The 13672-nt window shown below is 67.5% G+C and carries 12 protein-coding genes, 1 other RNA gene and 1 pseudogene; 5 read left to right on the forward strand and 9 right to left on the reverse strand.

Annotated elements, in window-relative coordinates; translation table 11 throughout:
• Positions 1–3: 3 nt before the first annotated feature.
• On the reverse strand, positions 4–1761 hold the full coding sequence (locus tag IPG50_22805) for a ribonuclease J (protein ID MBK6695015.1): 1758 nt from the start codon (positions 1759–1761) through the stop codon (positions 4–6).
• Between IPG50_22805 and IPG50_22810 the strand changes: the two genes are divergently transcribed.
• Positions 1760–2677: an ArsA family ATPase gene (locus IPG50_22810; GenBank protein MBK6695016.1), complete on the forward strand. Its 918-nt coding sequence runs from the start codon at positions 1760–1762 to the stop codon at positions 2675–2677. The two genes, IPG50_22805 and IPG50_22810, sit on opposite strands and share 2 nt — an antisense overlap.
• 40 nt (positions 2678–2717) lie before the next feature.
• Here IPG50_22810 and IPG50_22815 read toward each other — a convergent pair whose 3' ends face one another.
• Positions 2718–4175, reverse strand: a complete 1458-nt coding sequence (locus tag IPG50_22815; protein MBK6695017.1) for a hypothetical protein — start codon at positions 4173–4175, stop codon at positions 2718–2720.
• Positions 4176–4370: 195 nt separating this feature from the next.
• On the reverse strand, positions 4371–5099 hold the full coding sequence (locus IPG50_22820; GenBank protein ID MBK6695018.1) for a hypothetical protein: 729 nt from the start codon (positions 5097–5099) through the stop codon (positions 4371–4373).
• Between the two features lie 318 nt (positions 5100–5417).
• Here IPG50_22820 and IPG50_22825 point away from each other — a divergent pair, with 318 nt between their 5' ends.
• On the forward strand, positions 5418–5687 hold the full coding sequence (locus tag IPG50_22825) for a peptidoglycan-binding protein (GenBank protein ID MBK6695019.1): 270 nt from the start codon (positions 5418–5420) through the stop codon (positions 5685–5687).
• Positions 5688–5736: 49 nt separating this feature from the next.
• Here IPG50_22825 and IPG50_22830 read toward each other — a convergent pair whose 3' ends face one another.
• Positions 5737–6447, reverse strand: a complete 711-nt coding sequence (locus IPG50_22830) for an NUDIX hydrolase (GenBank protein MBK6695020.1) — start codon at positions 6445–6447, stop codon at positions 5737–5739.
• 90 nt (positions 6448–6537) lie between these two features.
• Between IPG50_22830 and IPG50_22835 the strand changes: the two genes are divergently transcribed.
• Complete coding sequence (locus IPG50_22835; GenBank protein MBK6695021.1) at positions 6538–7020, forward strand: DUF4234 domain-containing protein; 483 nt, start codon at positions 6538–6540, stop codon at positions 7018–7020.
• A gap of 33 nt (positions 7021–7053) precedes the next feature.
• Here the strand turns inward: IPG50_22835 and IPG50_22840 are convergent, their stop codons facing one another.
• Both IPG50_22840 and IPG50_22845 read right to left on the reverse strand, forming a co-directional pair.
• Entirely contained in the window at positions 7054–7716 is a 663-nt protein-coding gene (locus tag IPG50_22840; GenBank protein ID MBK6695022.1) for a hypothetical protein, read from the reverse strand.
• Positions 7713–8297, reverse strand: coding sequence for a hypothetical protein (locus IPG50_22845; GenBank protein MBK6695023.1), 585 nt, complete (start codon positions 8295–8297; stop codon positions 7713–7715). The genes IPG50_22840 and IPG50_22845 overlap by 4 nt, the downstream gene beginning before the upstream one ends.
• Before the next feature lie 203 nt (positions 8298–8500).
• Here IPG50_22845 and IPG50_22850 point away from each other — a divergent pair, with 203 nt between their 5' ends.
• Complete coding sequence (locus IPG50_22850; GenBank protein MBK6695024.1) at positions 8501–9031, forward strand: hypothetical protein; 531 nt, start codon at positions 8501–8503, stop codon at positions 9029–9031.
• A gap of 131 nt (positions 9032–9162) precedes the next feature.
• Here IPG50_22850 and IPG50_22855 read toward each other — a convergent pair whose 3' ends face one another.
• The 3 genes and pseudogenes from IPG50_22855 to IPG50_22865 all read right to left on the reverse strand — a co-directional run bounded on the left by IPG50_22855 (position 9163) and on the right by IPG50_22865 (position 12596).
• Positions 9163–9747 (reverse strand): superoxide dismutase, encoded by a 585-nt coding sequence (locus IPG50_22855; GenBank protein MBK6695025.1) that lies wholly within the window; start codon positions 9745–9747, stop codon positions 9163–9165.
• A gap of 193 nt (positions 9748–9940) precedes the next feature.
• Positions 9941–10258 carry a PilZ domain-containing protein gene (locus IPG50_22860; GenBank protein ID MBK6695026.1) on the reverse strand — a complete coding sequence of 106 codons (318 nt, stop codon included), beginning with the start codon at positions 10256–10258 and terminating at the stop codon, positions 9941–9943.
• A gap of 17 nt (positions 10259–10275) precedes the next feature.
• Positions 10276–12596: pseudogene (locus IPG50_22865) on the reverse strand (Rne/Rng family ribonuclease).
• 534 nt (positions 12597–13130) lie between these two features.
• On the opposite strand from IPG50_22865, the gene ffs reads away from it, so the two are divergent.
• Positions 13131–13217, forward strand: an RNA gene (gene ffs, locus IPG50_22870) — signal recognition particle sRNA small type.
• Positions 13218–13672: the final 455 nt, after the last annotated feature.

Consider the following 13672-nt stretch of genomic DNA (forward strand, 5'->3'; position numbering starts at 1 on the left):
TGGTTACCCTACCACTTCGACTTTCGTGAGGGGCTTGTAGCCCAAACGGCGGAAGACGACCCTTCGCGCGAGGACGCGCGCGGTCTCCGCCACGAGCGCCGCAGGCTCGCGTCGATGAGCGGCGTCGGCGAGCCCGGCCGAGACCTCGGCGCGGAGCTCGTCTTCGATCGGCTTCATCGTGGTCGCGTCACCGAGCCCCGAGGAGCCGACGTGCCGAACGCCCGTCGCGTCGACCACGAGCCAGAGCGCGCCGCGCTCGCCCATGGCGCTTCGTTCGCGGAGCGTGTCCTCCGAGACCTCGCGCCCGGCCCACACGTGCACGCGCCCCACGGGCACTTGCCCGGCCCTTGCCGCGCGGCCGCCTTTGAGCTCCACGACGTCGCCGTTCATGGCCACGACGACGTCTTCGGCGCCCATTTCTCGGGCCAGCGCCGCGTGCCGCGACAGGTGATGGACGGTGCCGTGCACGGGCACAAAGGCCTTCGGTCGGACGAGCTCAAGCATGCGCCGCTGCTCGTCCTTGTGGGCGTGGCCGCTCACGTGGATGCGCTTGTTGTCGTGACGTGTCACGACGAGCGCGCCGCGCGCGGTGAGCTGTTCGATGAGGGCGAAGACGTCGCGTTCGCTGCCGGGAATGATGCGGCTCGAGAGGACGAAGGTGTCACCGGGGAAGAGATCGAAGCTCGGGTGTTCGCCCGAGGCCATTCGGGAGAGGGCCGCGCGCTCTTCGCCCTGCGTTCCCGTGGCGATGCCGAGGATCTGCTCGCGCGGGAGCTCGCGCACGCGCTCCGCGGGGAACACGAGGTCGCTGGGCCAGTCGAGGTAGCCGGTGCTCCTCGCGGCCCGCGCGTGGGTCTCGACGCTTCGGCCGAAGAGGACGAGCTTGCGGCGCGTCTTGATGGCGGTCTCGCCGAGCAGGCGCAGGCGACTCACGTTGGACGCGAAGAGCCCGACGACGACGGCGCCGCGCGCCGCCTGAACGACCTCCGTCAGCGCCACGCCGACGCCGGCCTCGCTTCCAGCGCGGCCCTCCGAGTCGATGTTGGTCGAATCGGAAAGCAAGAGCGTTACGCCGCGATCGCCCAGGTCCGTGAGGCCCGCCTCGTCGAAGGCCTCACCGTCGGGGGGCGTCTCGTCGATCTTGAAGTCGCCGGTGTGGACGACGGTGCCCTCCGACGTCTCGATGGCGAGGGCCGTCGCGTCGGGCATCGAGTGGGTGACGCGGACCGGTCGCACACGAAAGGGGCCGACCTCGTAACGGCCACCGACGGGAGCGTCGACGAGCGTCGCGTACGAGAGCAGCTCATGCTCGCGAGCCTTGGCGCGGACGAGGGCCATGGCGTACGGCGGCCCGAAGACGGGGACATCGTGGCGCCTCAGGAAATAGGGCAGCGCGCCGATGTGATCTTCGTGGCCGTGCGTGAGGAAGACGCCGGCGATCGAATCGCGGTAACGCTCGAGCGCCGAGAAGCGCGGGTGGATGACGTCGACGCCGAGGCGACGGTGATCAAATGTGACGCCGCAGTCGATGATGAGCACGCGGCCGTCCTGCTCGAGGGCGAGGCAGTTCATGCCGACCTCGCCCAACCCGCCGAGCGCGAAGAGGCGCACCCCTCCCGACGCGCCTCCGTCCAACAATCCCACGCCAAGGCAATAGCAAAGCGGGCCGTGCTTTGGGGAAGACCTTTGAGGGCGAGAGGCGGGCGTCCGTTGCCCTTCGTCCCTTGCTATAAGGAAGACGCGCCCTCGCGCTCCGTTCATGCACGACTTCCAAGGCAAGCGCTTCCTCTTCGTCACCGGCAAGGGTGGCGTCGGAAAGACCACCACCTGCGCGGCCGCCGCGCTGGCCCTCGCGCAGCGGGGCAAGCGGGTCCTCGTCTGCATGTGCAACGCGAAGGAGCGGCTCAGCGTCATGCTGGGGACCGACGGCATCGGCGACGAGGTTCGCCCCGTCTTGCCCAACGTTTGGGCGGTCAACATCGAGCCGGAGCGCGCCCTCGACGAGTACGGCGCCATGGTGCTTCGCTCAAAGACGCTGGCGTCGCTGCTCTTCGACAACCAAATCGCGCGCGCCTTCTTCCGCGCTGTCCCGGGGATGCCCGAGTGGACGATGCTCGGCAAAGCCTGGTGGCACACGACCGAGACCTGGCCCGATGGCTCGCTGAAATATGACGTCGTCATCCTCGACGCGCCGGCGACGGGGCACGGCCTCGACATGCTCCGCGTGCCCAAGGTGATCCTCGACGTCGCCAAGAGCGGCCTCCTGCGCCGCGACGCGGAGCGCGCCTACCGCTTCTTTCAAGACACCCAAGAGTGCGCCGTCGTGCTCGTGACCTTGCCCGAGGAGATGCCGGCGACGGAGACCTTGGAGCTCGCGCGGGCGCTCGAGGGCGAGCTCTCGATTCCCGTCTCGCGCCTCGTCGTCAACTGCATGTTGCCGCCGCTCTTCTCGATGGAGGAGCGCCGCGCCCTTGAGGCGATGGAGCCAATTTCCGACGACAGCCCGGTGGGCGCCGTCCTCCTCTCGTCGCGAAACCGTGCCACGCGGGAGCGGATCCAAGCGGAGGCCCTCACGCGGCTCGCCGCGGAGTTGCCGCGGCCCACGACCGTGCTCCCGCTCCTCTTCGACGAAGGCGCCCAGCCCAGCGCGATTCGAGAGCTGGCGCGCCGCCTCTAGCCGTTCGGCGGGCGAGGAGGCTCTTGCCGTCGGCGCCGCGTCAGACGCCGCGCGCTTGCTCCAGGAGCGACGTCTTCATCTCGGCGAGCGTCGGCGTGAGACCGTAGGGATAAGCTTCGCAGCCGGCGCGGCGGTACCGGTCGGCGAGCGCCTTGACGTTCTTCAGGGCCCGTTCACGGATGACGCGTGCCGGCTCCGCTGCCTGGACGCGAAGCCCTGCCCGCATGATCGGCGAAAAGAGGGGCGTCATGGCTTGCGCCGCGAGGCGCGTAGGGAGAGCGCTGTGCCGCTCCACGAAGCGGATGTCGGCCGACGGTAGGAAGCGCTCTTTGGTGGCGTGCGCGACGTCGCACACGGGAGCGCCGCTACGGTCCGCGTAGCGCACGATGACCTTGCGGCCCGGATCGCTGGTGTCGGTGGCTGATTCGCCGACGCGAATGCGAGGGGCCCACTGGCCGTCGCGCTCCACGGCGACCAAGTCGTAGTGGGCCGACAGCTCCTCGTCGCCGAAGGGCTCGCGCAGCAAGAAGCCCGAATAGCGCGCCTTGCGCTGCACGAGCTCGGCGATGCGTCGCTCGTCGAGATCGCCTGAGCACACGAGCGTTGGCTCTGGGAGGCCCGCGGCGCGGAAGGCCTCTGTGGCGGCGCGCGCCAGCTCGATGCGATCGCCCGATGCGATCTCGAGGGCGATGTCGTTCTTGCCAAAGTGCGCCGCGCCGCGCTTCTTGAGCGACGCGACGATGATCGCCAAAGACGTTAGCGGCGAGCGTGGATCGAGGCGAAGGCAAGGGCGGTCGCGCATGGTCTTGGAGAGCGCCGTGATGGCGCGCTCGGCGTCGGGCGCGCCCAGGACGAGGTTCTGGGGCATCGAGGTGCGAATGGGGATTCGGTATCGCCGCGCCGCGAGCGCGTTGGTCGTGGCGGCCACGCCGCCGATGAACGCCGCTCGGCCCGCGAGCGCGTTGCCCCCTAGCCGATGCAGGCTCGCCGAATAGCCCTCGATGATCTCTGCGCTGCCGGCGGCGAGCGCCAGCCGCGCCGCGCGTGACGCGAAGGTCGTCGACGTGGCGAGGGCGCCCTTGACGAGGGCCGCCACGAGCTGCGCCTGCCAGAAGGGACCCTCGATCGACAGGATCGGTTCACCGGGAAAGACGACGGTCCCTTCCGGCGGACCGTCGACGTCGCAAGCGAAGCGCATCGTTCGGAGGCGCTCGAAGGCACCGGTGTCGAGGATGCCGAGCGGCTCGAGCCAACCGAGCTCGTCGGTCTTCAGCTTGAACCGCTCGAGCGCATCGACGAGCGGCTCCACGCCGGCGAGCACCATGAAGCCCGTCGCGGTCTCCTCGCGCCCGCCGCGCGGGTGCGCGAGCGTGCATTCGAAGGTGGCGCGCGCGTCGGCGAATCCCGCGAGCGAAGCGGCACCCACGGAGACGAACGCGTCGAGGTCCGCCGAGAGCGCGCTCACGGGCAGAAACGGAGGGATGGGCTGCTGAGCCATGAGGACTCGCGAGTCTATCGCGCTTCCGCGGCGCGTTGCGTGAGCAGGTAGCTCCGCGAGGCTTGAGGAAACAGCTCGGCGACGTCGGAAGCAGCGAAGCGCAGCTCCGAAAGACCTCACGCCGAACAAAATTGGAAACCGCGCCGACCCCACGAGGGCGGCGCGATTCCGACGCGTTGAGTCTACATGCCGCGCTTAGAACGCGTAGCCCGCGTGGACGAGGAAGCGCGGGCGGATGCCACCGCCGGCGATGACGGCGCTCGCGAGGTTCAGGTTCTCCGTCGCGATGTCCTTGCTCGTCGTGGTGTACTGGAGGCCGAAGCCGCCGCCGAGCACGATGCCCGGGCCGATGATCCCTTGACCACCGATGTCGATGGCGCCGCCGACGCTGGTAAACGAGTCGCTGCTCGCGTTGGTCGCTCCCGACGGGGCGCTCTGAGAGAACGACGAGAAGAGGAGCGAGGGGCCGACGAAGAAGCCGTTGGGGCCCTGCGTGCCCGTGTAGAACCGATAGCCGAGCTCCCCACCGAAACCGGTGAGCGAACCGCCGTCGACCTCTTTGCCGTTGACCGTCACCTTGACGGGCGCGCTCGTGAAGTTTGGGTTGAGCGTAATGGCATGGTGCACCGCCGGAAGGTATTCGCCCTGGATGCTGTATCGGCCGATGGCGACGGCGAGTGGGTTGATGGCGATCGAGATCTTCTTGTGCGTCGACTCCGTCGCCTTCGCGTCGTCGACCTTATCGGCTTCGGGGCGCGTGGCGTTTACCGGCGCCGCGCCTTCGTCGATCTTTGCAGCCGTGGTGGACGTCTTAGCCGGCTTCGCGGGCGCCTTCTCATCGGCCAATGCTGCGGTGGAAATCCCGATGGCCGTGACGAGCGTGAGTCCGGAAACCATGAAACGAACGAGCGAATGACGACGCATGTGATGCTCCCTTCGATTCGCGCCCAAAGAAACACGTGACCCGCCCGCGCGAACTGCGCGCGGTGGAGTCGTGGCGAGCGGGCCGGCAGGGCGCGCGCGCATTCGTGTGCCGTTCCCCCCAGCGGAGATGGTCGGGGCGCGTTTCAGGGCTTTGGACGGGTGCTTTCAACCTTCATTCACCTCGATGGAGGGGATGTCGGTAGATTTGGGGGCACGAAGAAAAAGGCGAACTAGCGCTCGCCCGCCGCGCAAGCCTGCACACGTGAGCCGGGGTGCCCGCCGTTGCGATGCACGGTCGTGCCGTGCGAGCCTCTCGCCATGTCGATCCACGAGTCCACGAAGTTTGGTCGCATTGACCTCACCGCCTTGGTTGGCGTTCAGACGGCGCTGCAGTGCCTCGGCTTCGAGCCCGGCGCCGTTGATGGCGTCGACGGTCCCAACACGCAAACCGCCGTGCGGGCCTTTCAAACGGCGCGTGACCTCGAGGCCGACGGCATCGTGGGGCCCGCCACGCGCGAGGCCATCGCCAATGCGCTGCGCGACGCCGTGCTCGAGGACGTGCCCGAGAACACAGGCCTCGAAGGCTAGCCACTCAGCAGCGGCGCTCGCTGAAACTGTCGGGCGCTCGCGCGCCTCGTTAGCCCTCTTGCCGGAACCGATAGAGCTGGGCCGGCCGGTGCCGGCCCATGCGGCGTCGCCCAACCTCCTGCACGACCTTGCTGGCGAGGAGCCTCGCGCGGAAGTTTCGCTTGTCGAGCGGCTGGCCGAGGATGGCCTCGTGGACGTGTTGCAGCTCGGTGAGTGTAAATTGCAACGGCACGAGCTCGAACTGGGCAGGGCGCCTGGGGTCGACGAGGCGCTCTTGAAGCCGCCTTCGCGCCAGCTGGATGACGGCGGCGTGGTCGAAGGCGAGCGCGTAGTCGTCGTTCGTACGCCGCGACGACCTCTTTCGGGTGGACCTCGGCGCGCTTGCGGTGAGCTTCGTCAAGGGGACCCAAGCCGCTTCCGAGGCGTCGTCGCCGGCGCGAACGAGGTGCCGCTCGGCCGCGACGAAGGAGAAGAACGCGACGCTCACGGTGTGACCTCGCGGGTCTCGGCCCGGGTCGCCGAAGGCGGCGAGCTGCTCCAGCACGATCCCCGTGACACCCGTCTCCTCCGCTAGCTCTCGTGCGGCCGCGCGCTCGAGCGGCTCGTCCTTGTCTACGAAGCCGCCAGGCAACGCCCAGGCACCCTTGAAGGGAGCGCGCGCCCGGCGAATGAGCAGCACGGCGAGATCGGCGCCTTGCAGTGTGAAGAGCACGACGTCGGCGGTGACGGCGGGACGAGGGTATTCGTAGGTGAACGGCACGAGGCGAAATTCGTGTGAAAGAGACACGAAGTCAAGCGTCCCTCGCGTCACGATTCCCGGCGCCGCCGATCGGCTCTACGTTACGCGTCGATGAACCCCGGCAATCCGTACAATCCCTATGCGCCTCCGATGGCCGGTCCCGGGGGCTTTCCCGGCGGACCGATGATGCCGGGGCTTCCGCCGCTCGTGCCCGGCGCCATCAAAGAGCGAAACAGCGGCGTTGTCGTCGTCCTCTCGCTCGTCACCTGCGGCGTCTACGCGCTCTATTGGCTTTTCAAGACGTCGGAGGAGCTGAAGGCCGCCACCAACGACGCGCAGATCAACCCCGCCATCGACCTCGTGGTGTCGCTCCTGACGTGCGGACTCTGGGGGATAGCGGTCACGTATCGCAACGCGCAGAAGGTCCACCAGACGATCTTGCCGTACCACCCGCAGCACAAGGATCAGTCGCAGACGATCATCTTGCTCTCGGTCGCCTCTCTGGTCGTGGGCGTCACATGGCTCGTGAGCGTGTTTCTGACGCAGGAGGAGCTCAACATGCTCGCGCGCGCGTCGAACGGGCAGCGGCTCTAGGCTGGGGCCTCACAACGCGCTCGGCCGAAGGTGTCAATCGAGCTTCGACAGCTCCTCGTCGATGCGGTCGTCATACGCGTCGCGCGACGTTGGCTTCGGAGCGGCCATCGGGTCCTCTCCGAGCGGTGGAAAACCGAGCCTCATCCGACCGAGATCGGCGAGTAGCGCGCCCGTACGGGTTCGCTCCACCAGCGTGAGCGTCGACAGTCGGCGCGTCCTCCCGTTTGCCGATCTCAGCTCGATCCGGTAGCCGCGCGCGACGTCTTGCACCGCGAGGCCAAGGAGCGTGTAGCGCACGATGACCTCGCGAACGTCGATCGCCGTGTCGCCGAGGAGGAACGCCGTGGGCGTCCCGCTCGCGTCGGGCACTTCGATGCGCCCCTGACCAAGCCGCACCGCACCGCTCGCGCGGTATTCGCCCGTCGAGGCGACGTACACAAGCGGTAGTGCGACGGCGAAGCACCACAGAAGATCGAAGAGCCAATCGCCTGCTCCGCGAACTGGCTTCGCGAACATGAGCGGAGTACCGAGCGCGAAAGCCAGGGCGACCGCGGAAAGCACGACAACTACGGCCCAATACAGGCGTGGCGTTCGCACGTCGTAGGTGACGACGTGTTCCGGGTCTCCGAGTTGGTCAGGGATGGCCGAGAGCCACGCATCAACCTCCCGAATTACGTCCGCGGCGCGCGGGCTCACGGCTCAACGACGGCGTGGAGCACATCGATGAGCGCGACGAGCGACGGCGCCACCGGCTCGAAGAACGGCGTGCCCTCGCGGTTCCAGTCTTCCGTCATCACTGCGCCGGAACCGTTGTCGACCACCAGCAAGCGATCCGACACGGCCTCGAGACCGATGGGGACGTGGTCAAGGCGGCCGCCGTGAGCCCGCGCATAACTTCGCGCGTTGCGGAGGAAGGCATCAAGCTCGATGCCCGGCATGACCCCATCGAGCGTGACGGCGTGGTCCCGACCCTTCGCGGGACCCTCGAGCGTGCAGAACCAGAAGCTGTTGAAGTACGCGTCCAAGGACGGGTGCATGGGCGGGAGGTCGGGCGCGGCGCCTGCGAGGCCCGCGTCGCGAGTTTTGGGAACGGGACGCCACGTGCACCAGCCGCTCGCCGTTGGGGCTCCGACCCAGATGAAGGGTTCAATGTCCGGGTCCCACGGCCAGGGAGGCAACTCGGGCGACCCGAGTCGCGCGCTCACCGCAGCCCAGCGTCGGAAGCAACGCTCCATCGACGACTTCATCGAGGCTCGCTCGTCGACTGCGTGGTCCATCCCTCCGGCCTTACGGACGTTCAGCGCCATTCCTTCCCCGCAGAAGACCGCATCCGACAAATGAGAACGATCGCGTCGGCCAAGGCCGGCGCGCCGGAAATGGATTGCCTGCGCGTCGGAAGCCCCTTTCCGACGCGCCCACGTCAACTGTGCGAAGGCCTTCGAGCGCGGGTGCGGCATGCAAGCTGCTTCCGCGCGTCCTTGTGTCATCCATCAAGACTTTCCAGGTCACGTCGGTCCTCTTCGCGTGCGCGAGCGTGGTCGGGTGTGCCAGCTTCGCGCCACCCTATTCCACCGACCCGGCGCAATACCGAGCGCAGGTTGCGCCGCTGATTGCGGAGGCGAACGCAAGGCAGGCTGCGTCTATGAGCACCGTCACGGCCGCCGCATTGGAGAACACCAGGCCCATCGAGACGAGGCCCTTCGCGGCGGCACCGAAGCTACCCGGCGGGCCGGGCTTCCATTGCTATTCGAAGCGGAAGCGGTCCACGCGTGAGGACGACAGCGTCTGCGTCCGCAGCAGCGAGGAGTGCCGCGTCCTCGCGAAACGCGACGCGAGAGGCGGCGCCTTCGAGGTTGGCCTGTGCCAGCGTCAGGAGACCGCTACGTGTCACTATGTGTGGAGCAGCGAGTCGGCGGGAGGGCACCGCTGCTACGCGACGCCAAGCGACTGCCGGCCCTTCATGATGAGCGCCGGGCCTATCGCTCAATCCGAATGCGGCGACACAAGATGACGCCGGGTTGCCATGACGCCGGGTTGCCGAGGCGGCGGGCCTAGCTCTTCTCACCCGAGCGCAGCCGACAAAATGAAAACGAGCGCGTCGGCCAAGGCCGGCGCGCCCGTTCCTTCAACGACCGAAGCGCCTCAGCCCTTCTTGAAGTTCGCGAGGGCGAAGTCCCAGTTGGCGAGGCTCGAGAGGAAGGTCTCGATGTACTTGGGGCGGAGGTTCCGGAAGTCGACGTAGTAGGCGTGCTCCCAGACGTCGATGGTGAGGAGGGCCGTTTGTCCGTGCTTCATCGGGAGGTCGGCGTTGCCGGTCTTGGTGACGGCGAGCTTGCCCTTCTCGAGGACGAGCCAGGCCCAGCCGGAGCCGAACTGCGTCGCCGCAGCGTTCGAGAACTCCTCCTTGAACTTGTCGAAGGAGCCGAAGTCACGGTTGATGGCCGCGAGGAGGTCGCCCGTCGGAGCGCCGCCGCCGCCCGGCTTCATCGAGTTCCAGTAGAACGTGTGGTTCCACACCTGGGCCGCGTTGTTGAAGACGCCGCCTTCGCTCGACATGATGACGTCCTCGAGCGACTTGTCAGCCTCGGGCTTTCCTTCCGTCAGCTTGTTGAGGTTCGTCACGTACGCCTGATGGTGCTTGCCGTAGTGGAACTCGAGGGTCTCGGCGCTGATGTGCGGCGCGAGGGCGTTCTTCTCGTAGGGGAGCGGGGGAAGCGAAAACGGCATAGCGAATCTCCTTGAGCGTTGGGACGAGGAACATAGGCGGCGCGGCGGCCCTTGAAAAGAGGCGCGGCGCCTTTAGAGGACTCGGCGAGTCCTCTATGCGCACCCTGGGGCGGCGACGGACGCCGTTCGACGCAAGAAAAGGCGCCGCCACAGGCCGTGCGGCGCGACGACGCTGCCGCCGCCGGGGGCCGCCCTAGCCGGGGCGCTTCGTCAGGAGCTTCTCGATGAGGTCCTTCGAGTAGCCGTTGAGCTCACGGAACAAGACCCCCATGCCCGGCGGATCCTGCTCGACGCGGACCACCTCGCCGACGCCTTCGATGGTCTCGATGTCTTCCATGATCACCGTGAAGCGGAGGTTGACGCGCGTGCCGATGGGCAACGGCTGCGTCGACTTGATGAAGACCCCCGACTCCGAGATGTTCGTGACGTACTCCTGAATGAAGGCGTCGAACGACTCGAACTCTTTGTTGATGGTGACGCGCTCGGCGCGGCGCTTGTCGTCGCTGCTCATGGGGGGCTTCCGGCCGGCTACTTGCCGGTGATGTCGAACTGCTCGTAGTGGTATTCGCTGTGCGGGAAGACCTGGATCTTCCGCATGAACTTGTTCTCGGCTTCGGCGATGGCAGCCTTCTCGCTCGTCTGCAGCAGATCCGCCACGGCGGGGTGGCAGTTGACGATGATCGTGTAGCCGGGGAGGTCGTTGCGCTTGCGGCGCATCTCGCGAAGGATCTCGTACGCGATGGTCTCCTTGCTCATGAGCTGGCCGGTGCCGTCGCAGTAGAAGCAGGGCTCGTGCAGGAGGCGCCCCAAGCTCTCGCGGGTGCGCTTGCGGGTCATCTCGATGAGGCCGAGATCGCTGATGCGGTTGAGCGTCGTCTTCGCCTTGTCCTTGGCGAGGATGTCCTCGAGGGCGCGCCGCACCTTCTCGCGGTTCGCGCCTTCTCCATGTCGATGAGGTCGAGGATGATGAGCCCGCCGATGTTGCGGAAGCGGAGCTGGTAGGCGATCTCCTGCACGGCCTCGAGGTTCGTCTTGAGGATCGTCTCCTCCATATCCTTCGAGTTCTTACCGACGAAGCGACCCGTGTTGACGTCGATGGCCGTGAGGGCCTCCGCCTGGTCGATGATGAGGTGACCGCCGGAGGGCAGGGGCACCTTGCGCGCGAGGGCGCGCTGGATCTCGTCCTCGATGCCGTAGGCGTCGAAGATCGGCTCGTCGCCGCTGTAGAGCGCCACGTCCTTGAGCCGGTCGGGCGCGAACATTTCGATGAAGCGGCAGAGGCGATCGTACTCGCGCCGATCATCGATCACGATCTGATCGACTTCGTCGGTGAAGAGATCTCGCGCCGTCTTGAGCACGAGGTCGAGCTCGGCAGAAAGGAGCGCCGGTGCGCGCTTCGCTTCGCCTTTGTTCTTCGCGATCTCGCCCCACAGGCGCACGAGGTAGCCGACGTCTTGCTTGAGCTGCTTCTTGGTCAGGCCTTCCGCCACGGTCCGAACGATGAGGCCGCCGGTCGGGGGCTTCACGCTCTGGATGGCTTCCCGGAGGCGCGCACGCTCTTGATCCGAGCCGATGCGCTTCGAGATGCCGACGTGCTCGACGGTCGGCAAATACACGACGTAGCGGCCCGGCAACGAGACGTGGCTCGTGCAACGTGCACCCTTGGTGCTGATGGGCTCCTTGGTGACCTGAACAACGACCTCTTGGCCCTCTTTGACGACGTCCTTGATGGGCGTCGACTTCGAGATCCGCGACGCCGACTTCAGTCGGTCTCCGCCGCCGCCGCCGCTGCGTCGACCATCACGGCGCCCCGAGCTCTGGCCGCCCTCGCGGCTGCGCCCCTCGCGGGACTCGCCACCACGGCCCTGGCCTCCGCCTTCACGACCACCGCCGCCGCCTTCACGACCGCGCCCTCGGCCGCGCCCTCGGCGCCGCCGACCACCGCCGCTCGCCGCGAAGCGATCGGGAGCCGCCGCACGGCGCGCGGGAGCGCCGGGCTCGGTGATGGTGAAGCCCGGCATGTCGGGCCACTCGGGAAGGCTCGCGGCGGCCGCGGGGTTGACCTTGTCGCCGTCCTCGTCAGCGCCCTCGTCATCGGCGCCGTCGTCCTCGCCGTCGAGCTCGTCTTCGTCGCTGCCTTCGTCAGCCAAGGCCGGCGATGACTCGTCGCTCTCCTCGAAGGGAGGCTCGGCGGTCTCTTCGTCGGCTTCGATGTCGCTCGCGCTTTGCGGCGGCGTGCTCGAATCGCGCGAGTCGTCGTCGCCCGCGAGCTGCTCGCGGGACGGCGGAACGCTGCTGATGCGCGCGTCGCCGGCCGGAAGGCTCTCGCCGTTCGCGTCCTCGTCGCCGCCATCGTCGTCGTCGGCCGCGCCTTCGGCCTCGTCGTCGTCGGCCGCGACCTCGTCTCCGTCTTCGAGGTCGGCTGAGCTGGCGGCCGGGGGGAGGCTCGCCTGGCTGATGTCGGCCTCGGCGGCCGGCGGCGCAGCCTCGAGCTCCGCTTCCTTCTCAGCGTCGAGCTCCTCGTCGCCGGTGGCGATCTCTTCGATGTCCTCTTCTTGCTTCGCCGTGACCTTCTTGCCGCCGGCGAGGTAGCCCTCGAAGTCGTCGGGGCGGATGAGATCTTCGACGTGCAGGAACGCCGCGCGCTCCTGCCCGATGTCGATGAAGGCCGCCTGCAGGCCCGGCAGAACACGCGTGACCTTGCCCAGGTACACGTTGCCCACGGTGTTCGTCTGGCCGCCTTGCGGGCCGCGACGCTCGATGTGAAGTTCGGCGATGATGCCGTCTTCGATCAGCGCAACGCGCGTCTCGCGGAGGTCGGAGCTGATGACGAGGATATTCTTGGCCATGGAGAGGGAACCTTCCCGCTCCGGCACGCCGGCTGAACGTCCTCTACGCCAAGGCGAAGGCTCGACGCGGGGTCACGCGCCAATGAGCTGAAGCCGTCACGTGCGGGACGCACGGAGGGCAGCGAGAGCCTTGCTTGAAAAAGCGGGAGAACCGAGGGCACGGTGGCCTGGAGCTGAAACCCACGAGACGCAAACCCCTGAAAAGCGGCTGCGCGACGTGGAAACCTAGATAAAAACCAGGTTGCACAAGCTTCCTGGAAGCAGGGCAGACCCCCGAAGGCGCCTGCCTCGCGAAAACGTCGGGCTGAGCTTGGTGAGGCATCCCCCACCGCGATCACGGGCTTAGGCCACGGGCCTAACTCCCACCCTGCCTTTGGAACTATCGCAATCGCAGCCGCCGGGCCAGCGGAATGTGTGACCCGTGCCCCTGCCGGAAGCGCGATCAACGCGAGGACCCTGCGGGTTTGTGTGGCCCTTTGACGAGCGAGCTGGTAGCTCTTCACCCGTTCGTTCGGGGTTCGCCTCGTTCGACCGTACGGCCCCGCCGACCCGGAAACGTGAAACCCGCCAGGCCCGAGAGGGAGCAACGGTAGCGCGGAAGGGTGTGACGGGGCCTTTCCTATTTTGGCGCTGACGTACGGCCGGCTCCGCTTCGCCAGAAGTGCGCTAGCGTGGCGCCCCGCCATGACCGCCGTCCAAGAGTGTGTCCTTGTCGCCTCGCGTGAGGTCCGTCGCAATCTGAAGAGCGCCAAGGGCCTCGTGCTCGTGGCCCTTTGCGTCCTCGGCGCCGTCATCGCCGCCCTCGTCATGGCCTGGGTGCAGAAGCTCGACCTCACCGCCGCGGCGTCGCAGCAAATCACGCCCGAGCAGATGCGAGCCTTTCAGGAGATGGCGCTCGCGAAGAAATATGGCGACGCGGCCATGGGCAAATACCTCGCGCAGGCGCCCTTCGTGCTCCTCGCCGCGACGCTCGCTGGCGTCTGGCTCGCGCCGCTCCTGGTGTCACTCGTGGGCTTCGATTCCATCCCGACCGATCTCCAGCACAGGGCCGTGCGCTACTTCACGGTCCGCGTGCG

This window comes from Myxococcales bacterium (assembly GCA_016703425.1).
Lineage (GTDB): Bacteria > Myxococcota_A > Polyangia > Polyangiales > Polyangiaceae > JADJCA01.